Origin of the sequence: Acinetobacter sp. AOR41_HL (assembly GCF_027854645.1) — a bacterium.
GTDB lineage: Bacteria > Pseudomonadota > Gammaproteobacteria > Pseudomonadales > Moraxellaceae > Acinetobacter > Acinetobacter nosocomialis.
This window is the reverse complement of the sequence record NZ_JAKTHZ010000049.1, coordinates 20734-44381: the sequence shown is the minus strand read 5'-3', so window position 1 is coordinate 44381 and position 23648 is coordinate 20734. Positions and strand designations below refer to the sequence as shown.

The 23648-nt window shown below is 39.4% G+C and carries 21 protein-coding genes and 1 pseudogene; 8 read left to right on the top strand and 14 right to left on the bottom strand.

From position 1 onward, the window contains the following. Positions 1-35 precede the first annotated feature (35 nt). From gyrB to dnaA, 4 genes are all read right to left on the bottom strand, one after another. The gene (gene gyrB / locus MKL35_RS18315; protein ID WP_002051923.1) at positions 36-2504 is read right to left on the bottom strand and encodes a DNA topoisomerase (ATP-hydrolyzing) subunit B; all 2469 of its coding nucleotides are present in this window, start codon (positions 2502-2504) and stop codon (positions 36-38) included. Positions 2505-2556: 52 nt separating this feature from the next. Next, positions 2557-3639 (bottom strand): DNA replication/repair protein RecF, encoded by a 1083-nt coding sequence (recF, locus tag MKL35_RS18310; protein WP_006581468.1) that lies wholly within the window; start codon positions 3637-3639, stop codon positions 2557-2559. 14 nt (positions 3640-3653) lie between these two features. After that, a complete protein-coding gene (gene dnaN, locus MKL35_RS18305; RefSeq protein ID WP_002051938.1) occupies positions 3654-4802 on the bottom strand; it encodes a DNA polymerase III subunit beta in 1149 nt (382 codons plus the stop codon). Positions 4803-4899: 97 nt separating this feature from the next. Continuing rightward, positions 4900-6297 carry a chromosomal replication initiator protein DnaA gene (gene dnaA / locus MKL35_RS18300; RefSeq protein ID WP_002051932.1) on the bottom strand — a complete coding sequence of 466 codons (1398 nt, stop codon included), beginning with the start codon at positions 6295-6297 and terminating at the stop codon, positions 4900-4902. A gap of 670 nt (positions 6298-6967) precedes the next feature. Here dnaA and rpmH point away from each other — a divergent pair. The 5 genes from rpmH (at position 6968) to mnmE (ending at position 11069) form a co-directional block, all read left to right on the top strand. Beyond that, complete coding sequence (rpmH, locus tag MKL35_RS18295; RefSeq protein WP_000831329.1) at positions 6968-7102, top strand: 50S ribosomal protein L34; 135 nt, start codon at positions 6968-6970, stop codon at positions 7100-7102. A gap of 30 nt (positions 7103-7132) precedes the next feature. Further along, positions 7133-7525: a ribonuclease P protein component gene (rnpA, locus tag MKL35_RS18290; RefSeq protein ID WP_004706196.1), complete on the top strand. Its 393-nt coding sequence runs from the start codon at positions 7133-7135 to the stop codon at positions 7523-7525. 10 nt (positions 7526-7535) lie between these two features. Then, positions 7536-7856: a membrane protein insertion efficiency factor YidD gene (gene yidD, locus MKL35_RS18285; RefSeq protein ID WP_002051924.1), complete on the top strand. Its 321-nt coding sequence runs from the start codon at positions 7536-7538 to the stop codon at positions 7854-7856. Positions 7857-7861: 5 nt separating this feature from the next. Beyond that, a complete protein-coding gene (yidC, locus tag MKL35_RS18280) occupies positions 7862-9622 on the top strand; it encodes a membrane protein insertase YidC (RefSeq protein ID WP_004711270.1) in 1761 nt (586 codons plus the stop codon). 91 nt (positions 9623-9713) lie between these two features. Next, a complete protein-coding gene (mnmE, locus tag MKL35_RS18275; RefSeq protein WP_032012025.1) occupies positions 9714-11069 on the top strand; it encodes a tRNA uridine-5-carboxymethylaminomethyl(34) synthesis GTPase MnmE in 1356 nt (451 codons plus the stop codon). 50 nt (positions 11070-11119) lie between these two features. Here mnmE and MKL35_RS18270 read toward each other — a convergent pair whose 3' ends face one another. Then, positions 11120-11383, bottom strand: a complete 264-nt coding sequence (locus MKL35_RS18270; protein ID WP_002051959.1) for a metal/formaldehyde-sensitive transcriptional repressor — start codon at positions 11381-11383, stop codon at positions 11120-11122. A gap of 42 nt (positions 11384-11425) precedes the next feature. Here MKL35_RS18270 and dmeF point away from each other — a divergent pair, with 42 nt between their 5' ends. Both dmeF and MKL35_RS18260 read left to right on the top strand, forming a co-directional pair. Then, on the top strand, positions 11426-12406 hold the full coding sequence (dmeF, locus tag MKL35_RS18265; RefSeq protein WP_081404499.1) for a CDF family Co(II)/Ni(II) efflux transporter DmeF: 981 nt from the start codon (positions 11426-11428) through the stop codon (positions 12404-12406). Positions 12407-12500: 94 nt separating this feature from the next. Next, positions 12501-13199: a DsbC family protein gene (locus MKL35_RS18260; protein WP_004884261.1), complete on the top strand. Its 699-nt coding sequence runs from the start codon at positions 12501-12503 to the stop codon at positions 13197-13199. Between the two features lie 44 nt (positions 13200-13243). Here MKL35_RS18260 and MKL35_RS18255 read toward each other — a convergent pair whose 3' ends face one another. From MKL35_RS18255 to MKL35_RS18220, 8 genes are all read right to left on the bottom strand, one after another. Next, positions 13244-13495: a GlsB/YeaQ/YmgE family stress response membrane protein gene (locus tag MKL35_RS18255; RefSeq protein ID WP_000269732.1), complete on the bottom strand. Its 252-nt coding sequence runs from the start codon at positions 13493-13495 to the stop codon at positions 13244-13246. A gap of 172 nt (positions 13496-13667) precedes the next feature. Further along, complete coding sequence (gene hpt / locus MKL35_RS18250; protein ID WP_002051884.1) at positions 13668-14195, bottom strand: hypoxanthine phosphoribosyltransferase; 528 nt, start codon at positions 14193-14195, stop codon at positions 13668-13670. Between the two features lie 214 nt (positions 14196-14409). Further along, positions 14410-15735: a guanine deaminase gene (guaD, locus tag MKL35_RS18245; protein ID WP_032012027.1), complete on the bottom strand. Its 1326-nt coding sequence runs from the start codon at positions 15733-15735 to the stop codon at positions 14410-14412. 56 nt (positions 15736-15791) lie between these two features. Then, complete coding sequence (locus MKL35_RS18240; protein ID WP_032012028.1) at positions 15792-16847, bottom strand: aromatic ring-hydroxylating oxygenase subunit alpha; 1056 nt, start codon at positions 16845-16847, stop codon at positions 15792-15794. A gap of 291 nt (positions 16848-17138) precedes the next feature. Then, on the bottom strand, positions 17139-18299 hold the full coding sequence (locus tag MKL35_RS18235) for a glutathionylspermidine synthase family protein (protein ID WP_032012029.1): 1161 nt from the start codon (positions 18297-18299) through the stop codon (positions 17139-17141). Between the two features lie 21 nt (positions 18300-18320). After that, complete coding sequence (locus tag MKL35_RS18230) at positions 18321-18686, bottom strand: hypothetical protein (protein WP_016804248.1); 366 nt, start codon at positions 18684-18686, stop codon at positions 18321-18323. A gap of 188 nt (positions 18687-18874) precedes the next feature. Further along, on the bottom strand, positions 18875-19831 hold the full coding sequence (locus MKL35_RS18225) for a TerC family protein (RefSeq protein WP_004711252.1): 957 nt from the start codon (positions 19829-19831) through the stop codon (positions 18875-18877). A gap of 317 nt (positions 19832-20148) precedes the next feature. Beyond that, positions 20149-20745 (bottom strand): undecaprenyl-diphosphatase, encoded by a 597-nt coding sequence (locus tag MKL35_RS18220; protein ID WP_004711250.1) that lies wholly within the window; start codon positions 20743-20745, stop codon positions 20149-20151. Positions 20746-20881: 136 nt separating this feature from the next. Here MKL35_RS18220 and MKL35_RS18215 point away from each other — a divergent pair. Continuing rightward, a pseudogene (locus tag MKL35_RS18215) lies at positions 20882-22133 on the top strand (low temperature requirement protein A). A gap of 70 nt (positions 22134-22203) precedes the next feature. Here the strand turns inward: MKL35_RS18215 and mpl are convergent. Next, positions 22204-23577 carry a UDP-N-acetylmuramate:L-alanyl-gamma-D-glutamyl-meso-diaminopimelate ligase gene (gene mpl, locus MKL35_RS18210; RefSeq protein ID WP_006581480.1) on the bottom strand — a complete coding sequence of 458 codons (1374 nt, stop codon included), beginning with the start codon at positions 23575-23577 and terminating at the stop codon, positions 22204-22206. Between the last annotated feature and the right edge of the window lie 71 nt (positions 23578-23648).

The window sequence follows — 23648 nt, the reverse complement described above, 5'->3', positions numbered from 1 at the left end:
TCTCTCCTTAGACTGATTTAGAATCTAGCTATCAATTAAGCATCAATATCTGCATTTAATGCATTTTCTTCAATGAAGGCACGACGTGGTTCAACGTCATCACCCATTAAGCATGAGAACATACGATCGGCTTCGATTGCATCATCAATAGTCACCTGTAACATATTACGGTTTTCAGGGTCCATTGTGGTTTCCCAAAGCTGTTCAGCATTCATCTCACCCAGACCTTTATAGCGCTGGATCATCATACCGCGACGCGAATCTTGCAGAATGTGCTGCCATACCTGATGGAAGTTAGCCACTTGAATACGACGATCACCCTTCTGTAAATATGCACCATCTTCAATTAAATTGAACCAACTCTTAGAGTTCTTCAATAAACGTGCATATTCTGCTGAGTTTAATAAACCAGCATCAAGCAAGTAAGCATGTGGCAAGTTATGGACATATACCGTCACACGTGGCCAATAATGCGCTGTTTTCTCGCCTTGAGCATTTTCACGTTCAAAGGTTTCAAGCGTAATTTCAGGACGCAAACTTGGCTGTAGTCTTTGTACAGCTTCGCGTACTTGATCAGCCCATTGCTGTACATAAGCCTGGTCATGGTTCTGATCAGCTTTAAAGGCATCTACTTCAAGTAATGCATCAAGTAAGCTTGCTGGATAACGCAACGTTAAACGTTGTAAGCTCTTTTGTGAAACTTGATAGTCTTGGATCACTTTTGCTAATGCTTCGCCTGTAATTGCAGGTGCTTCTGCACTAATATGCAAAGCAAGCTCATCAATTGCATTTGAAATTAAATAAGTTTCCAAGGCATCATTATCTTTAATATATTGCTCTTGCTTACCCTTTTTGAGCTTATACAAAGGTGGCTGTGCAATATAGATATGACCACGTTCAACTAACTCCGGCATTTGACGGAAGAAGAACGTTAATAACAATGTACGGATGTGCGAACCATCGACATCGGCATCGGTCATAATAATAATTTTATGATAACGAAGCTTGTCAGGGTTATATTCTTCACGGCCAATACCACAGCCAAGTGCTGTAATTAATGTACCGACTTCCTGACTCGAAATCATTTTGTCAAAGCGGGCACGTTCAACGTTCAAGATTTTACCTTTCAAAGGTAAAATAGCTTGCATTTTACGGTTACGACCTTGCTTGGCACTACCACCCGCAGAGTCACCCTCGACAAGATATAATTCAGAAAGTGCCGGATCTTTTTCCTGACAGTCAGCCAATTTACCTGGCAAGCCTGCGATATCTAATGCACTCTTACGACGTGTCATTTCACGCGCTTTACGCGCAGCATCACGTGCACGAGCAGCGTCAATAATCTTACCAGCAATTGATTTTGCAGCTTGCGGGTTTTCTAGTAAGTAAGCAGAGAACTCTTTGTTCATTGCCTGCTCTACTGCTGGTTTTACCTCACTCGATACCAATTTTTCTTTCGTTTGAGAAGAGAATTTTGGATCAGGAACTTTAACCGAAATAATAGCAGTTAAACCTTCACGCGCATCATCACCAGTCACATTCACTTTTTCTTTCTTGAGAATGTTTTCATTTTCAAGATATTGGTTTAAGCCACGCGTTAATGCCGCACGGAAACCTGCTAAGTGTGTACCACCATCTTTTTGTGGAATGTTGTTTGTGAAACAACGAACATTTTCTTGATAACTATCATTCCACTGCAATGCAACTTCTACAGCAATGCCGTTATCTGCATCAGCCGTGAAATGGAAAATTTCGTTCAGATGATTTTTACCTTCGTTAATGTATTTAACAAACTCAGATAAACCACCTTCATAGTCATAAACATGTTCAAGATTAATACGCTCATCACGTAAAACGATACGTACACCAGCATTTAAGAAAGAAAGTTCACGTAAGCGGCGCGCTAAAATTTCAACGTTAAAAATGGTTTGACTAAAAGTTTCTGCACTTGGCCAGAAGCGTACAATCGTACCTGTGTTATCCGTTTCACCAATCACACGTAATGGATATTGCGGATCACCATGATGGTATTCTTGTTCATGAATTTGGCCAGCACGATTAATAATTAAATGTAATTTACTAGACAGTGCATTTACGACTGATACACCTACACCGTGCAAACCACCTGAAACTTTATAGCTGTTATCATCAAACTTACCGCCTGCATGCAGAATGGTAAGAATAACTTCTGCTGCGGATACACCTTCTTCAGGGTGAATATCAGTTGGAATACCACGGCCATTATCTGAAACACTCACCGATTCATCTTCGTGAATCGTGACAATGATTTCATCACAGTGACCCGCTAAGGCTTCATCGATTGCGTTATCGACAACCTCGAATACCATATGGTGTAAACCGGTACCGTCGTCTGTATCCCCAATATACATGCCCGGACGTTTACGAACTGCATCTAATCCACGTAATACTTTAATACTAGAGGAATCATAAGCCTTTTCATTGGTTTGTTCTGTTTGAGAGGCTGATTGAGACTCTGAACTCATGGTTTCTCCCTAGCAAATATAGGTTTATTCAAAGATGGTTAACATCAAAAAATTATGGTGAAGCAAGACTAACTTGACCGGATTCAACACTGAATAATTGATATGAAATAGACAGATCATGTAAATGTTTTTTTACCGATGCATGATCTAAAGTTGTCATAAAAACCTGGCTACCAAGTTGGCTTAATCGTTCAATTAAACGTTGTTGTGCGGTTAAGTCTAATTCTGCTGTCAGATCATCTAATAATACCACAGTTTCCTTATTACTCGCATGCAACATTGCAATTTGTGACAGTTTTAAGGCAATAATCAGGAGTTTTTTCTGACCTCTTGATAAAACATCATCGGCGTGTCCAAAAGGTGTTTTTAAGCGCAAATCTGCCCGATGTGGACCATACTCTGTATAACGTCTTTCAATGTCTTTTTGATGCTGATTCAGCAAGTCTTGCATGAGCCCCTGCTCTGTATGAAAACCGGGGCTATATTCCAGCTCAATCTCTAAATCAGGCAGTAACTGTCTTAAATCATTTTGGAAATATACGTTCCATTGTTCTACGATACTTAAACGCTGTGAGTGTAAAATTTCACCATAATTACTCAACATTTTGTTCCACGGCTCTAAGTCAGCCAAAGAAAGATTGCGTCTTGTTTTGAGTAAAGTATTTCGCTGTTTTAAAGCTCGAGAGTAATACTGCCAAGCAAAATAAAACTCAGGTTCCACGTGGAACATTAGCCAATCTAAAAGCTGACGTCTTGGCTTAGCACCATGGTCAATAATATCTGTACTTTGTGGATCAATATGTTGTAAAGGGAGTAATTTGGCGAGTTGACCTTGGGTTGCAACTGTATCTCCATTCACTTTCATCAACTGCTCGCCAGAAGCGAGTTTCTGCATACCAATTTTTTCAGTTGCTGACTGAGCAAACACAATCGCGTCGTCAGCCTCATATTGAATATAGTTTTTTGGGATATGTGTGCGGAATGAGCGACCTGTTGCAAGTAAATGGATCGCTTCCAAAATTGATGTTTTACCCGAACCGTTAGCGCCATAAAAAACATTAAACGGTTGCAAACCATGGAGTGCAACCGTTTTTAAATTACGCACGCGTTCTATGTTTAAGCGCGTAAGATGCATAGAATTAAACCAGTTTAGACACGCATCGGCATAACAACATAAGTCTGGTCAGGATGAGCAGGATCTTGCACTAATACCGACTGGTTCGCTTCAGTCATGCTCATATTTACATCATCACCATCTAATACACCCAACACATCAAGTAAATATTGAGCATTAAATGACATTTCTAATGGCGTATTTTGATATTGAATTGCTAAATCCTCAATCGCTTCATCTTGTTCAGGGTTATTTGCACGAAGCTGTAAAGAATCCTGATTAAAGTTTAAGAACACACCACGTAATTTCTCATTACTTAAAATTGCGACACGTTGTAATGATTGTTTAAATACGTCATGACCAATCAAAACATGTTTATCGCCACCACGTGGAATCACACGGCGGTAGTCTGGGAATTTCCCATCAATCAATTTTGTCGTAAAACGAACTGTAATATCACCTTGTTCTTTATCACGGCTTGGCGTATTAATCGTTACATTTAATAATTCACGACCAATAAGCAAAGTGAGTTGCTCATCTTCAATACTAAGTAAGCGTTGTAGTTCACCAACAGCTTTACGAGGCACAATTGCTTGTACTAATTGAGACGAACTAGAAGAAGCCAAAATTTCACAAAGGGCAAGACGGTGGCCATCAGTTGTGACTGCACGCAATTGATTTTCATCAATTTCTAACAAAGTACCAGTTAAATAAAAACGTACATCTTGTACAGCCATTGCAAAAGCAGTTTTTTCAAATAAACGCTTTAGTTCACGTTGAGTCACCTGTACTTGCGTACCTTGGCTATTCTCAGTATTTAACAACGGGTAATCTTCTGCTGGTAAAGTACCTAATACAAAACGGCTATTACCAGACTTTAAAATACATCTTTGATCTTCAGTAATTTGTAAATCAATCAATGCAGCGGTAGGCAAAGACTTACAAATGTCCATTAATTTACGAGCAGGAACAGTCGTTTCACCTGCTTCAAGACACGCCCCTTCTGATAAAGCAGTGCTCGCCACCAGTTCAACTTCTAAATCCGAACCAGTAATGGTGAGTGCTTGACCATTAGTCTGAATTTTGACGTTTGAAAGAATATTCAAGGTATGACGACGTTCTACCGCACCGACAACATGCGATAAAACATTGAGTAAACTTTCTTTAGCGATTTTCAAACGCACGATTCATTCCTCTAGCAACTTGGAGCAAACATTTCATTTTTTAGCTGTGTACTATGCTGCACTTATGGAGACTTTGCAACAACGTCTTATGATTTCATTAACTCTGAAGAAGACGTAGTAAATTCTTATAATCTTCGTCAAAGATAGGATCTTCTTCCCGCAAACTGACCACTTTTTCACAAGCATGCATCACGGTACTATGGTCTCGCCCACCAAAAGCCATTCCAATTTCCGGAAAACTATCACCAGTCAACTCACGGGCAAGCCCCATTGCCAATTGGCGTGGTCGAGCATAAATTCGTGTCCGTTTTGGACCTACCAGTTCTTTTAGAGGAATACGGAAATATTCACTCACTACACGTTGGATATTTTCCACACTGATTGTACGAGCACGGATTGCCAATACATCTTTTAAAGACTCTCGCACAACATCAAGGTCGATTGGAGCACCTTTAAAACGTGAAATTGCGACAACTTTATTAAGAGCACCTTCAAGTTCACGTACGTTTGCTACCACTTGTTGTGCAATAAATAATGCGCAGTTTCTAGGCAAATCAACGCCACTATTCTCAGCTTTTTTAAGTAGAATTTCGATTCGTGTTTCAATATCTGGTGGTTCAACACCTACTGACAGTCCCCAAGAAAAACGAGAAACCAATCGTGGATCAAGTTCTGTTAATTCTTTAGGATATCGATCAGACGTTAAAATAATTTGTTTAGATTCATCAAGTAAGGCGTTAAATGTATAAAAGAATTCAACAAGACTAGCTTCTTTACCAGCCAAAAGGTGAATATCATCCACTAATAACAAATCTAAAGAACGACAATTTTTCTTAAACTCTTCAACCTTTCCTTTTTGTAATGAACTCACAAAATCTTGTACAAAACTTTCCGAAGTCATATACATGACTCTCGCATTTGGCTTAGCTTGCAGTAAAGCATTACCAACCGCTTGCATTAAGTGAGTTTTACCAAGACCCGTTGGACCATATAAAAACAAAGGGTTATGTTGAGAAGCACCTAATTGTGTTAATACTTTTCTACAAGTTTCCGCTGCCATTTGGTTAGAACGGCCTTCAACAAATAGCGAAAAAGTAAATTGTGGGTTTAATAGTTTCTTTTTTGAAGTTTTCGAACTAACTGCAGGGTTAGCAACAGGTTCTGGTTCTCTTTTAACCTTAGTAGGTTGTGAAACTGGTGCACTTTGTAAAGCAGCTGTAGTTGTTGCTGGTTGTTCATTAGAAGACAAAATACTACCAGGACGCGAATCGACCAAGATTTCAACCTGACGTACACGTCCCTCAGACAATTGTTCCGCCAATATAGATATTAACTCTAAATGATTCTCTTGAATATAACGTGTCCAATAAGGATTAGGGGCATATAGACGTAGGATACCCTCTACTTCTTCAGCTACTAAAGGGCGAATCCACATCGCAAAGACGTTATCAGAGAGCTCTTGTCGCAAGCGAGTTAAGCAGTCTGTCCAAAGCATGTGTATCCCCTATGTCTGCGTTTTAAATTCAAATCATTTAAAGATTAACCCTTCCTGATGAGAAGGGGTCGCCATTCTACCCAAGTTATCCACATCTGTCATGACGAATTCGGTTGATTTTGACTAAAAAGAAATCTCTTGTGAATAAATTTAAATTCAAAACCAATTGTGTATAACTTTTTGCACATCCTGTGGATAAATTATCACATAAACTTATCCACAATCCATAAAGATAGTAAAAACAGAGTTATCAACAATTCAAATATATGTTTTTTAAATTTAAAACCATCAAATCCACAGAAAAAGTCCACACTAATAAGAATAAATTTAAATTTTAAAATTTGAATTTATTTAATAGGGTGACTCCCAATTGTGGATAACTAAAAAATATGAATTTAAATTCAAATATACCAAATCCAAACTCATTTCACATCTAGGTTTGTTGATAAGTATGTAAATAAGAAGTGTATATCTTAAAAGTCATAATAAAAATAAACAATTACTTTGTGTATAACTTTTAAATGGTAAAAATTGACTTAATATAAAGAGAGGATGAAGAACTAAAAATTTGACTTAAATACAAAACTTTCTCTGTTTATCATTGACAGAGTAAACATTGCACAATAAAATCGCGGACCTTTATAGAAAGATCATTTTTGGGAGTTTCGATATGAAACGTACTTTCCAACCATCTGAATTAAAGCGTAAACGCGTTCATGGTTTCCGTGCTCGTATGGCAACTAAAGCTGGTCGTCAAGTATTAGCTCGTCGTCGTGCAAAAGGTCGTCATAGCTTAACTGTTTAATTACTGTTTCGCTGACCAGACTTGGGTGTGATGGCACTTTACAGTTTTAGCACAGATCGTCGTGTACGCTGTGCTGCAGATTATAAAAGTGTATTTGATGGTGCGCTTTTTAAAGTGCATCAACCCCATTTTTTATTTCTTGCAAAATTCACCGAACAGCCTAATAGCCGTTTGGGTATTGTTGTTGCTAAGAAAAAAGTGCGCCGTGCGCATGAAAGAAATCGAATAAAGCGTCTTGCTCGTGAGAGCTTTCGCCTAAATCAGCCGAAATTTGGGTTAGACATAGATGTTGTTGTAATGCCTAAAGTTGGTATAGAAACGATTACGAACGCTGAGCTATATCAACAATTAGATTTTGCTTGGCAAAAATTACAACGCTTGGCAAAAAAACATTCTAAAGTTGTCCCAACCTCGCAAAATTAAGAGATGACCAATGGTTCGTATTTTGCGTTGGTTCATTCGACTGTATCAAATTGCGATTAGTCCGCTTCTTGGACCCCGTTGTCGTTATATTCCAACTTGTTCCCAATATGCGATAGAAGCATTACAAACTCATGGTGCAATCAAAGGCGTTTGGCTATCTTCTAAACGTATTTGCAGATGTCATCCATGGGGAGGCTCCGGATATGATCCGGTACCGCCAAAAGCAATTCGTTTTATTTCGTTTCATCAAATAGATTCTCAAACGCATCATGTTGCTGTACCCTTTCGTGATCGTTTAATGAAGCAAAATCTCTCTAACCATTTGGGGTAATAGATATGCAACAATGGGCCAGGTTTGCAATTCTCGGGGCCATGTTTGTCACCGCATATTTGCTCATTTTGGCTTGGCAAAAAGATTATGGAAATGCTGCAACTGCACCGCAACAACAAGCGGCGGCTGTAAGTTCACATGAAATATCTGCTGATTTGCCAAATGCTAAAACTGCAACAGTGGCTTCCGATGTGCCACAAGCAAATATTGCGCAGTCACAAACCACAGATGCGACAGCACCTGTGAATCAACAGCTTATTTCAGTACAAACTGACCTTTATCATCTTTGGATTAATCCAAAAGGTGGTGATATTGTTCGTATTGAATTACTCTCTCACGACAAAAGCAAAGACAGTAATCAACCTTTTGTTATGCTTGAAAATGATGCCAAGCGTACATATGTTGCTCAGTCTGGCTTAATTGGTTTGAATGGACCAGATAGTAGTCGTGGTGGTCGTCCGTTATATGCGGTTGAAAAAACATCATATACTTTGGCTGATGCTAAGGGTGTGCAGGATCAAAAGGGTCAGTCTGAAAAAGTTTTAAGCGTACCAATGGTATTTAAAACACCAGAAGGCGTTGAAATTATTAAAACTTTTACCTTTACCCAAGGTCAATACCCGATTGTTGTAAGCCATCAAGTGATTAACCGTAGCCAACAAAACTGGCAAGGTCAGATGTTTGGACAGTTAAAGCGTGATAACTCTGAGGATCCTGGTAAGTCTTCTCAAGGTATTTTTACTCTAGGGACGTTCTTAGGGGGAGCTTGGGGTACGCCTGATTCACACTATAACAAGCTTAAGTTTGCTAATTTCTCAGAAGAAAAATTAAATGCTGATGCTAAAGGTGGGTGGGTTGCGATTGTTCAGCACTATTTTGTAAGTGCTTGGATTCCAGGAAACCTTAAACTGACTCAAGCAAATGGTCAGCCTTATGTTGCTAAGCTTGAATCACGTCAGTCTGCGGATCATATGAATATTATTGGCTTTACTTCGCCAGTAATTAATGTTCCAGCTGGCACTTCAATGGAAGTAGATGCAAAGCTTTATTCAGGTCCTAAAGTACAATCTGAATTAAAAGATTTAGCTGTTGGTCTGAACCAGACTGTGGACTATGGTTGGTTATGGCCAATTGCGAAGTTATTGTTCTTAGGTCTTCAATTCTTCCATAGCATTGTAGGCAACTGGGGATGGTCAATCATCTTACTTACCATTATGGTGAAGATGATTTTATGGCCTTTATCTTCAAAAAGTTATCGTTCTATGGCGAAAATGCGTGTGATTGCACCAGAAATGCAACGCATGAAAGAAGAGTTCGGTGAAGACCGTATGCGCTTCTCGCAAGAAATGATGGCGCTTTATAAACGTGAACAAGTGAACCCATTGTCTGGTTGTTTGCCGTTATTGCTACAAATGCCAATTTTCCTTGCGTTGTACTGGGTACTCATGGAAAGTGTGGAATTACGTCACGCACCATGGTTAGGCTGGATTCAAGACTTATCTGCAATGGATCCTTGGTTCATCTTGCCGTTAATTATGGGTGCGACAATGTTTGCTCAGCAAATGTTGAACCCGCAACCAGCTGATCCAATGCAAGCGAAAGTATTCCGCATTATGCCGATTATGTTCACGGTATTTATGTTGTTCTTCCCTGCGGGTCTAGTGTTGTACTGGATTGTGAACAACAGTATTACCATTTTACAGCAATGGTTTATTAACAAGAGTGTTGAGAAAAGTCGTCTAAACAAGACGGAATCAGCATCTTAATCGTTGAACTTTTGCTGAATCAATCCGCTTAAGATGGTAATCTTAGGCGGATTTTTCTTTGGCTGTATTTTAGGTTTTTTAGGTGAATAATATGCAAAGTCAAACCACAATTGCTGCAATTGCAACGCCACCAGGGCGTGGCGGAGTGGGCGTGATTCGCTTATCTGGACCTAAGGCCTATGATATTGCTCAAAAACTGACACAAAAAAACTTGCCTGAAGCGCGTATGGCAGGTTTTCGTAAGTTTTATGATGCTGATGGAAGCATTATGGATGAAGGCATTGTCCTATGCTTTCCAAATCCGCATTCGTTTACTGGTGAAGATGTTGTCGAGTTACAGGGGCACGGCGGTCCCGTCATTCAAAATGCTCTTCTTGGCCGTTTATTTGAGCTAGGTGCAATTGCTGCGAAAGCTGGGGAATTCTCCATGCGAGCTTTTGAAAATGGCAAAATGGATTTGGTACAAGCGGAAGCTATTGCCGATTTAATTGATGCCACCTCTCAAGCTGCGGCTCGTTCGGCAGTTCGTTCTCTGCAAGGTGCATTTTCAACAAAAATTAATACAGTTTTAGAAAAACTGATTCATTTACGTTTGCACGTAGAAGCTGCGATTGATTTTCCAGAAGAAGAAATTGATTTTTTGGCTGATGGTAAAATTTTAGCTTTACTGGAAGATGTTCAACAGTCGGTGCATGCCGTTCAAACTTCTGCACGACAAGGACAATTACTCCGTGAAGGTCTACAGGTTGTTATTGCGGGTAAACCAAATGCCGGTAAATCGAGCTTGTTAAATGCGCTTGCTGGTGTAGAACGAGCGATTGTAACGGACATTGCTGGTACGACTCGTGATGTTTTGCATGAAAAAATTAGCTTAAATGGTTTACCAATTACCTTAACTGATACAGCAGGTCTTCGTGAAACTGGAGATGTGGTCGAGAAAGAAGGTATTCGCCGTGCAATCAAAGAAATTGAGCAGGCCGATTTGCTGTTATTGGTCTACGATTTAAATCAAGGTGATGACCCATTACAACTCGCTCAAGAATACTTTGCTGAACATATTGAACCGCGTCGTCTCATGTTAATCGGCAATAAATGTGATTTAACTGGTCAATCTGCCGCAATAGGTGATTATCAAGGATTCCGTCATATTACAGTTTCAGCAAAACAAGAGATGGGTGTACAAGGCCTCGTAGATGCGATTACAGCACATGCAGGCTTTCACCCTGAGGAAGATACATTTATTGCGAGAACTCGTCATTTAGACGCAATGAAGCGCACTCAGCTCTATTTGGCAGAGGCACGTGAGCAACTTGTTGTATTTAACGCTGGTGAACTCGTTGCTGAATCACTACGTCTTGCTCAAAATGCTTTAGGTGAAATTACTGGAGACTTTAGTGCCGATGATCTATTAGGCAAAATCTTCGGTTCATTCTGCATTGGAAAATAATTTTAAATAATCTGGATGATACGTATTGTTGTGTCATCCAGAACTTTCTTTTAGCCATATCTTTTTAAAACTTTTAAAAATTCTTCTAGCTCGTTTTGATCGATTTCCGCTCCTTTAAGCACATGATGATGTAAGTGCTGTTCCATTAATTCACTCATTAAACCGTTTATAGCACCTTTTATGGCTGCAACTTGCTGCAAAATATCGATACATGAAGATTCTGCTTGTTCTATCGCATTTTCAATGCTGTTGATTTGTCCTTTTAACCGTTTTACACGATTAAGAATTTTTTTATCCTGACCAATGTGACTCATCTGTTTTCTCTTGTAGAATTTAATATACTGGTAGGGAGTATATTGGGTTTAAATTTTATGCAGGATCATAGTGTATCACGTCATCATCAACATCAGTTTGATGAAGGAAATCCCTTAGCACAAAAACGGATTTTGATTGCAACCATTTTAACGGCTTCCATGATGGTTTTAGAGATATTTGGAGGGTGGTTTTTTAACTCGATGGCACTTTTGGCTGACGGCTGGCATATGAGCTCACATATGTTGGCGCTCGGTTTAGCCTATTTTGCATATCGCGCAGCTCAACATTATTCAAAAGACCATCGTTTTAGTTTTGGGACGTGGAAGATTGAGATTTTAGCCGGCTATAGCAGTGCAATTTTGCTTATGGTTGTCGCTATTATTATGGCTTTTCAGTCATTTCAACGTTTATTGAATCCAGTTGAGATTTTTTATAACGAAGCTATTCCAATTGCAATTTTAGGTTTAATTGTTAACTTGATTTGTGCTTGGTTACTTCATGATGATGGTCACCATCACCATCACCATCACCATCACCATCACCATGAGCATCGGCCTCATCACCATGATTTGAACCAAAAAGCTGCATTTTTACATGTGGTTGCAGACGCTGTAACTTCTGTTTTTGCAATTGTTGCGCTTTGTGCCGGTAAGTATTTTGGATGGGATTTTTTAGATGCCCTTTTAGGGATTTTAGGTGCTATTTTAGTTGCAAAGTGGTCATTTGGTTTAATGAAAGAGACAGGAAAAACTCTTCTAGATGCTGAAATGGATCATCCAGTAGTTGAAGAAATTCGGGAAGTAATAGCCGAATTTCCAAAACATGTTGAAATTACAGATATTCATGTCTGGAAAGTCGCGAAAGGTAAATTTTCTTGTATTTTAGCGCTAGAAACTGATGATATTTCTTTGAATGCAGACCAGATTCGTCATGCTTTATCGATTCATGATGAAATCGTGCATATATCGGTAGAAATTAATACTTTAAAACCTATTTATGTTCCACGTGAAACATTAGCATAACTGGGTAGAAGTTTGGTTATATCTCGGTAATCAGTTCTGTTTTCATTAACGGAACTGACTAAAATGTTCACTCTCCTGTCCTCGAGTCGGTTTTATGCTTAAAAAATTAGGAATATTGGCATTATTTAGTCTAACAACAAGTTTGAGTTTCGCTAATGTAGATACAGTTCGGGAAAATATTAAAAAACAATATCCTAATTTAAAAATTAGTAATATTCAGAAAACCGAAATGCCTGGGTTATATAGTGCTAATCTAGATCAACAAATCATTTATCTTGGTGAAGATGGTCAGCATATGTTGGTAGGCTCCATGATCCGCTTAAAGGACCAGAAGAATTTAACCAAAGACTTAGTTCTAGGACAAAACTCAATTGATTGGAAGCAATTACCTTTAAAAGATGCCATTAAAACGGTCAAAGGTAATGGTCAGCATGTTTTAGCTGTATTTTCTGATCCGAATTGCCCTTACTGTAAAAAACTTGAACCTGAACTCGATAAACTTAAAGATGTAACAATTTACACGTTTATTTACCCTTTAAAACCTCAGTCTATTGTGGTTTCTAGACAAGTTTGGTGTGCACCGAGCCAGTCATACTCTTGGAAGAAACTGATTGAACAAGGTGTAAAACCAACAGTTGCGAGCTGCGCAAACCCAATTGATCGGAACTTGGAACTTGGAAGAAAACTAGGTTTTAATGCCACTCCTACCCTAATTTTTGCAAACGGTTTTAAACTAGTAGGTGCAAGGTCTGCTGAAGAAATTCAGGAAGTTTGGAAAGAGCTAGGCCTGTAAATAAAAAAGCACCATTAGGTGCTTTTTTATGAATGAACTGAAGTTTAGCTTTTTCGTGCAATCAAGTTGTAAATAAACAAAATGATGACTGCACCAATTACGGAAGCGATAAAGCCCGCAGCTGAATTTTCTCCGTAAAGACCAAGTAAACGACCACCATAAGTGGCTAAAAGTGAACCTGCGATACCAATTAAAGTAGTAACGATAAAACCTGCTTTATCATCACCAGGATGTAAAGCACGTGCAATTAAGCCTGCGAAGAAACCAACCACAATAGCAACAATAAGTGACCACATATTTGTTCTCCAGTTGTTTTTTTGATGAAGTTAATGATTTTGCTTCATATTCTATCGTGCGATAGAGCCAACTGTTTTGTCTGTAGCAGATTGCGACTTTTTGTGTCTTTTTTGTTCAAAGCTAAAACGTTATATAAAAAAATAGCACCTTATGGTGCCATTTTTATGAAATTTATAACCCAATCTCACCAATAAATGGCAAGTGACGATATTTCTGGTCGTAGTCTAAGCCATAGCCTACAATAAACCGATCTTCAACTTCAAAACCTAAAAACTTAACTTCGAGATCAATTTCACGGCGTGATGGTTTACTCACTAATGTGCATAATTGAATCGAATTTGGTTCGCGAGTTTGCAACATTTCCACAACTTTGCTTAAGGTGTTGCCAGAGTCAATAATATCTTCAACCACCAGCACATCTTTACCACGAATTTCACCGTCAAGATCTTTTAAGATTTTAACGTCTCGACTTGAAGTGGTACCGCCGCCGTAACTAGACACTGTCATGAAATCGAGTTCGTGCGGTTTGGTAATGGTACGGCATAAGTCTGCCATGAAAATAACAGAACCACGAAGTAGACCAATCAGAACCAATTCTTTGTCACTATTTGCATAATGAGAATTGATTTGCTCGCCGAGCTCTTTGACTTTTGCTTGAATTTCTTCGGTTGAAATCATGATGCTCATTGCAACAGTCATGGCAGATTCCTACAAGATATAAAAGAAAAAATAAAAAAGGTGTTGACCTGCAACACCTCGAAAATCTGAGTTAATGGTAAAATTTTAAAGCAAAATGACGTTTCATGCACCCTTTGATGGGTCTGAAATTTTATCATTTTGCGGATTATGTCGATCATGCTTTAATGCAAGAGCACATATTCCAAATAATAACAAAAACTTAACAATGCCTTTTTTATTTGGCTGTTTCTTTTTGATAAGCACGGTTTCCATAAATATAAGTCGCCTCAATATTACGGTCATCACCTAAAGTGAATAATGCAAACAGTGAATCTTCAACAGATTTGGATTTAGACTGGCGAAGCTCCTGTAATGCTGTTGGCTTTAGGTTGAGTACTACAAAGTCTGCTTCTTTACCGATGTTGAAGTTGCCTAACTGATCTTGTAAATCAAGCGCTTTTGCTCCACCTAAGGTTGCATGATAAAGCGCTTCATAAGCTGAGAGTTTATCACCTTGTAACTGCTGAACCTTATAAGCCTCGTTAACAGTTTGCAGTAAGCTAAACGATGTGCCAGCCCCAATATCTGTACCCAAGCCTACTTTCACTTGTTTTTCCCAAGTTTTTTTCAATGGAAATAAACCACTGCCTAAGAACAGGTTTGAAGTTGGGCAAAATGCGATAGCCGATTGTGTGTCATGCATACATTGCCATTCTTGATCTTCTAAGTGAACACAATGCGCAAACACAGAACGTTTACCAGTTAGGCCATAGTGTTGATAAACATCTAAATAGCCAGCTTGTTCCGGAAATAAAGATTTCACCCATGCGATTTCATCTTTGTTTTCACTTAAATGCGTATGGACATACACATCCGGAAATTCTTGTTTTAACTGCCCTGCTCTTTTCAATTGCTCAGGTGTAGAAGTCGGTGCAAAGCGTGGCGTAATCGCATACAGCGCACGGCCTTTACCATGCCATTTTTCAATGAGTGCTTTAGTATCGCTGTAAGCCGTTTCTGGCGTGTCACACAGCGCTTCAGGGGCATTACGGTCCATGAGTACCTTACCGGCAATTAAACGCATCTGCACGCGTTCTGCGGCTTCAAATAAGGCATCAACAGACTCGGGATGAACAGTACAGAACACCAGTGCTGTGGTTGTACCGTGTTTTAAGAGTTCCTGAATAAAGAACTGGGCAATTTCACTTGCATATGCTTTGTCTTGAAACTGGATTTCGGTTGGGAAAGTATAAGTATTAAGCCAGCTTAAAAGTTGCTCGCCGTAAGCTCCCACCATTTCGGTTTGCGGGAAGTGAATATGGGTATCAATAAAGCCAGGTACAATCAATTGTTCTGGATAATGTTGAACCTCAACTCCAGCAGGTAGATGCTGCTCTGCATCTTCCCATGCACCAAACCATTTGATTTTTCCATGTTCACTAATCAATACACCATCTTCCAAATAACGTACTTGATTTGGAATATCAGTTGGCTCAGAGATAGTTTGTTGAATATCTAAAAAACGACCACGTACAACGGTGGTATTTGCGATCAATGACATGGATAGCCTATATATTTTCACTTTTTTCGATTGATTGTACCCCAGTTAGCCAAGATTTAAACCGTATAACGTTTACTTAGTCCCCATTCAGCTAAAATCCGTCGATAAGTCGTTGATGAACGGTCTGCTTCAAAATGTGCTTCCATCATTAGATCGAGCGGTAGTTCTTCTGGTTTTTGTGATTCGACCATGTCTTGGTCTTCGGCAAAAATTTGCGCATTAAATGCATATACTTTTTCTAAATCACCTGTTTGGTCAAAATTACGTGTAAGTGGAACAAATAAACGGGTCTTATTACTTGAGATAGGACAACAGGCGTTCAAAATTTTTAAGACTCCACTTTGTGGGAAATCGACAGTAAGCACGGCAGAAAATGGCGGATAAACCTCAAAAGTACGCTTCCACAAAAAGCCTTCTGGTTCGAGATGTTTTAGTTCATGCGGATAATTACTGACATTGCTGATATAGACCGTTTTTAAGCCATAATTGGTACGTTCAGTGTGATATTTAGGGACCACAGGATTACCACGATTCGCAAAGGCGTTGTGATGCACCCACGCAAAATGAGCGACATCAATAAACCCTTCAAGCTGACGACCGCTAGAGCCACCAATATCTACAAAAGGTGGCAAAATCGCTTGATGCTCTGCATCATCCCAAGTATCTAATACAGGAATATTGGCTTTAGCAATATCACGACCATGAATACTGGTCCAAATGAGGCCGTATCTTTGTACAACCGGAAATTTGGTCAGAGAAAAACGATCAGAAATTTTTGTTAGTTCGGGCTGAGCTGGTATTTGAGTACATTTCCCTTCAGTGTTATAGCGTAGACCGTGATAAGGACACACAATCTCCTCACCATCGACCCAACCTTTGGTTAAAGGCACGCCACGATGTGGACAAATGTCTCGGACCAGATGAATTTCACCACTTTCTGTCTGGTAGAGTGCCATATTAACGTCTAGTAGTGTGACTCGTTGAGGCGCAGTAGAGACATCTTGAATACGCGCTACCGGATACCAATGGCTCGATAAAATTTCCCAATCTTTTGCATCAAAACTGCTGTTACACGGCATGGCAAGCGGCGTTAGAGTTGGAATAGCATTCATGGCATCACTCCTTAAAAAAATCAGGGCTCTCACGAGCCCCTAAAATCTAGGCTTTTTTCTTTTTTGGAAATGCAAAGAGCTTGCCAATATTGACTTTTAAGAAAATAAATTAGATAAAAATATTAAAATATATGAGGTTAATTAATATTGTTTTTGAATTTTTGTTCTAATTTAACTTTAAAAGCTAAAGTTTATTATTCGCTATGTACTTAGAATGCACTGATTGATTGCGTTGAGGGCACAATAAAAAAGCACCCAAAAAGTGCTTTTTTATATCTTTCTAGGCGTTTATTACTCGACAAAATAATGCGCTGCAAAATGGGCGTCATTACCAATAATGTCATAGCAATCTTCACGAATAGATATGCCGGCACATTGATGTCCGACCATCCATAAACCGAGTGTAGGCAGTTGTCCTGAAAATAATGGGGTATCGACCCATTTCTGTACGACATAACCATATTTGTCATAGTCATCAAAATAAAAGCTACCAGAAGCTGCACCTTGGTCATGGCCGTCTTGTAAAACCCGAATATTGGCACCTTCCCTTGCCAAAATCGGCTTTTTCACCCATTTGCCAGACAAAGCTTGTTGCGGGTCATAGGTATGGGTTTCGACCAATAATGGATGGTTTGGATAACGCTTCCAAAGCTCAACCAGAATTGCTTTATTTGAAAGTAGCATTTTCCAGCAAGGTTCAATCCATTGTGTTTGTGGGTGAATATATTGAGAAAATGCTTCTTCCCAGATCCATTCCCATGGATAGAGTTTAAATATGTTTTGAATGGGCTGGTTATGAAGGTCAACAAAATCTTGCCCGTTCCAGCCTATGTTCTCCATAGAAAGCTCGGAAACTTGTAGATGAGCTTGATAAGCGGTATCCATCAAGTACTCTAAATTGCCCCAGTCTTCCCTTCCCGCTTCCTGACAGGCAGCAAAATGCACATGGCTACCACGCGGTAAAATTGTCTTCCAGCGTTTAATCAGGTCTTCATGAATGCTATTGAACTGGTCCCGGTTTGCAATGCCCGAGACTTGTTCTATCCACAGCCACTGCGCTACAGAAGCTTCAAGTAAGCCAGTCGGTGTGTCGGCGTTATATTCCAGCATTTTGATATTTCGCCCATCGTAAGCGAAATCAAAACGGCCATACAGCATCGGAGCATTTTGTTTCCATGAGTATTCAATATGGCTTATAGCGGTTTCGGGAATTTGAAAGTAAGCAGGATAGTCACCCCGTTGAATGAGATCTCCTACTATCGATAAACACATCTGATGCAGTTCATTTGCTGCATCTTCAAGTTGTTCAATCTGCTTAAGCGTAAATTCATAAGCAACCCCTTCAGACCAGTAAATTGAGCCATCGAGAGAAGGTAAATTAAAATAATCGAAACCAATATGTTGATGCTCCACTTGCCAGTCTGGACGTGGAGTAAATATTTTTCTTTTCATATTCAGTGAATGCCTGAGGAGTTAGCCGCCGAAAGAGAAGCCGCTACGACCAAATCCCCCACGAATTGGGGATGAAGAAGATGCGCTTTTCGCCGTACTTGAAATAATGGGGTGACCTACACTCAAATTGCTGTAAGGATGTAAGGTATTGCCGTGAAAAGAAACTTCCCGATTGTTTCGATAATACGCGGGACCTAAATAGCGGCTACCAACATAGCTAGAACCATGTCCACTTGAGCTATTTTCTTGTTTACATGTTTCGTTATTCCAGTCGCGAGCACAGTCATATTGGTTGTTATATACGTCTTGTACTAATGGACCATCTTTATGGCTACATGCTGTGAGTAATAAAGGGACCACGACAAGATTAATTTTTTTAGAACGCATGAGACTCCACACATTTTAATAAGTATGTTCGGCATGAAATACCGAATCGCTGTTATCTATTATGTTTCTGATTAGGAAAGATAAATTTTTAGTTGGCATATGATATTGATCTGTTTTTTTAAAGTACAGTCTCTTTTAAAAATTTAGATAACAAGGCATCTACACTTGAGATGCCTTGTTGTAATGAATTAAGACTGCAATTGTTTTTTGTTGTGTCGTAAAGAAAGGTAAGCAGTGATTGCTAACACTATGATAATAAAGCTTAACGAGATCCAGATTGGCATATGGAATACATCAAGCAATAACATTTTTGCACCAATGAACAATAAGATAATGCCTAAGCCATACGGTAAGTAATGCAGTTTAGAAGCAGCGCCAGCAAGTAAGAAGAACATTGCGCGTAAACCTAAAATTGCCATTAAGTTCGCCGTTAAAACAATAAATGGATCACTCGTTACTGCGAAAATAGCAGGAATAGAATCTACCGCGAAAATTACGTCTGAAGCTTCAACTAAAATTAAAACTAGAAATAACGGCGTTGCCCACAATAAACCATTTTGACGTACAAAGAATTTGTCACCTTCAAGCTGTGGCGTAATACGCATGTGCTTACGTAGCCACTTTAAAACTTTGATGTCTTCGATATTGGTTTCTTCTTCTTGGCCTTTTAAGAACTTGAAGCCTGTATATACCAAGAACGCACCGAAAATATAAAGCACCCAAGAGAACTCTTGAACGAACCATGCACCAATAAAAATAAAGAGAGTACGCAGTACGATTGCGCCTAATACGCCGTAGAGCAAAATTTTACGTTGTAGTGCCGCTGGAATAGCAAATGCCGCAAAAATCATTAACCAGACGAAAACGTTGTCAATCGCGAGGGACTTTTCAAGTAAGTAACCTGCAAAGTATTCCATGGTTTTTTGGTTTGCTAAGGTCACCCCAACCGTTTGTTGAAGATAAAGCCATAAACCGCCACCAAATAAGACCGCGACGCTTACCCACGCCACACTCCAGTAGGCAGCTTGCTTAATTGAGACATCTTGGCCCTGCTTTTGTTTAAAGCCCAAGAAATCAATTAGGAGCATGACAATGACTATGCCAAAGAATGCTACGTACAGCCATAAATTGCCGATTGTTTCCATAAATCCTCCCTACATCCGGCAATTGGGCATAAAAAAACCTCGACCAGTTGCCAGATGAATTAAACATCTGTATCAACATGATCAAGGTCTTGCCTACATCATGAATTTCACGATGCTCAGATACCGACTTTTTAATAAAAGTGTATTGACGATATCTGACACATAACATTGCTGTTATGTTTGGAGGAGGCTACTCCCCTTGTCAAACTAAATTCTGTATTGGATAAAACCTATCCAATTTCACATAGAATGGCAGATTTTTTTGTATTACGCAACTGAACTTAATGTCGTAGTGTGAATACCAAAAGTTCTATGGATTATTTAATCAAACCACGATCTAAAAGTGGTTTACATATAATCTGGTAAAGGTGAATAAAGAATGCGGTTAAACCTGTACCGTAAGCATTCCAAAAGTAATAACCGGCTGTATTGACCAATAGCGCGACAATAAAAGCACCCAACATATCTAAAGGAAAATGCACACCTAAATAAATACGTGACCATGCCACCACAAATGACAAAAATAAAAGAATCATTCCAATTATTTTGCGCTGAGCAAATAAATAAGATAGCGCGATGGTGCTAAAAATTAGCATATGATTACTTGGAAAAGACGCTGTTGGCGCATGTTCAATAAACGTGGTGCCTATACCCATCACAAACGGTCTTGGATGGTGATAAAACAAAGAAATAATATAACCCACCAAAAGTGATATGCAGGTTAAAAAGACAGATTTAATGACCCTATTTTTTAAATCTTGATCGCCATAAAACCATAAAAATGTAAGTATGAATAAAAGAATATACAGGAGATCATTAGCAAAAAAGATAGCAAGACGAATGATAAATTGACTCGCATCCTGAGCACCATTGATGACATGGAATAAGCTAAGGTTGAGTGTTTCTAAAGACATTCATATTCCAAACGAGAACAAAAAACGTGGGCTATGATAAAGAATTAAGGCTATTGTCTTGATAAAGAATTGTCACAAAAATGAAATATAGTTTATTGATGAGTAAAGATTAATCATCAGACCTGAATAATTTTTAATGCGTGATCTGGACGTTAATATTAAAGTGTTAACGTGTTGGCACTTTATTCGAGAACGTTAATTTTATGACTACTCAAGAAAAACAGAAAAAATTAAGTTTGAGGCCTTTATCTCCAAGAGATCCAAAACAGCCGCATAGAGCAGCGACTCCCCTTGAACTATTGTTCGATTTAATTTTTGTGGTTGCGATTGCCACAGCGGGTCAGCAGTTACATCATGCGATTATTGAAAATCATCTCTGGCATGCTCTGCCAAGCTACCTGATGGTATTTTTTGCACTGTGGTGGGCGTGGATGAATTTTTCATGGTTCGCTTCAGCTTACGATAATGATGACGCATTATATCGGTGCCTTACCTTTGTGCAGATTGTGGGTTCTTTGGTCATGGCCGCAGGTATTCCTGATGTATTTCGTAGTCAGGACTTTGACATCATTATTGTAGGTTATGTGATTATGCGCTTGGCTTTAGTCACCCAGTGGCTTCGCGCAGCAAAACATGATCCTGAACGGCGAGTTACGGCTTACCGCTATGCGATCGGTATAGTCTTGGTACAAATTGGTTGGCTTGTAGCTAACTTTGCTCATGTCCTTTCTATACCTCTATTTTTATGTCTGGTTGTGTTCGAGTTATTTGTTCCTATCTATGCGGAAAAACATTCGCCTACACCGTGGCATCCTCATCATATTGTAGAGCGCTATGCTCTCCTCACTATTATTGTTTTAGGCGAATCAATCGTAGGGAGTTTTAATGCCATACGTGATGCGCTTGCGGCTCAATCTATCAATATTCCAGCCGTTTTCTTAATGATTGGTGGATTGATGCTCATGTTTGCAATGTGGTGGGCTTACTTTGATCGCAGTGAACAGCATCATCATTTTAAAGGTGTACGCCCATTTGTATGGGGTTATGGTCATTATTTTGTTTTTGTGAGTATTGCTGCGGTAGGTGCTGCGCTTGCCGCTGCCGTGGATGTCACTACCCATCATGCACATATCTCTGATTTATATATGGGCGTAATTGTCGCAGTGAGTGTTGTGCTTTATACCACTTGTATATGGATGTTATATGAGTTTGAATGTTTATCTGGAATTTCTAAATGGTTTTATCCTATTACCACACTCATTATTTTATGTATTCCATTTATTTGTAATAACGTGGGGTATAGCGTGTTTGCGATGGGTATTGTTTATACGTTACGTTTATTCATCTCGAATAAATTTATAGAAGATATAGAGCTAAAGCAGGTTTAAAAACCATTAAACTAAAAAAAACGGGTTTCAGTTTGAAACCCGTTTTTTATTAAATCATCTAGAGAGAAAGTTAAGCAGCTTTTGCTTTTAATGCGTTTATAAGTTTTTGATGTAAGCCACCAAAGCCGCCATTAGACATAATCACAACAGCATCGCCCTCACCTGCTTCATTAACAATACGGTTAATAATTTCATCAAGTGAACGGCTGACTTGAGCGCGGTTTGAAGCAGCTTCAATTACTGGTTGCAAATCCCAGTCTAAACCTTCTGGCTGATACCAGATAACGTCATCTGCTAAGCGTGCTGAATGTGCCAAGCCATCTTTATGGCTACCCATGCGCATGGTATTTGAACGCGGTTCAATAATGGCCCATAAACGACGTTCGCCTAAACGTTTACGTGCGCCATCCAAAGTCGTATCAATTGCTGTTGGATGGTGAGCGAAGTCATCATAAACCTCAATACCATTGACTGTACCGAGTAACTCCATACGGCGTTTTACACCGCCAAAGTTAGATAAAGCGTCACAAGCCTTTTCAAGCGAAACACCCACATGTTGAGCGGCTGCAATGGTTGCCAAAGCATTTGCTACGCTGTGTTGCCCTGTCATGCTCCATTTCACTTCACCAATGGCATGACCATTTTCGAGGACTTTAAAATGGCTGCCATCAATTGAAATTAATTCGGCAGACAAAGCAGCTTTTTCATTTGCTTCTAAACTTGTACGAATCACTGGTGTCCAGCAGCCCATTTCAAGTACTTCATCAATATGAGTTTCGGTAATTGGCGCAATAATACGGCCTTCACTTGGAATAGTACGAACCAGATGATGGAACTGTTTTTGAATTGCTGCTAGGTCATCAAAAATATCGGCATGGTCAAATTCAAGGTTATTTAAAATCGCCGTTTTTGGATGATAATGAACAAACTTAGAACGCTTATCAAAGAAAGCTGAGTCATATTCGTCGGCTTCAACGCAGAAGTATTTACCACCGCCTAAACGAGCACTTTCACTAAAACCAAGTGGAACACCACCAATTAAAAAGCCTGGGTTTAAACCCGCCTGATCAAGTACCCAAGCCAACATGGTTGTTGTAGTTGTTTTTCCATGAGTACCCGCCACCCCAAGGACATGTTTGCCTTGTAAAACGTGGTCAGCAAGGAACTGTGGACCAGAAATATATGGCAGGCCTTCATTGAGCATGTATTCGACGGCATCAATACCACGTTTCATAGCGTTGCCGACAATGACCAAATCTGGATGAGGCTGTAAATGACTACGGTCATAGCCTTGCATGAGTTCAATACCTGCATTTTCTAACTGGGTAGACATTGGCGGGTAAACGTTTGAATCGGAACCTGTTACCTTATGTCCTAAATCACGAGCTAAAAGTGCTAAAGAGCCCATAAAAGTGCCACAAATACCCAAGATATGCAGATGCATTGCTCGCCTTCTCCACTGCTTTTGTACACAGTATTAATGTGAATTACTGTGTTTTCATTATTGATAAATTT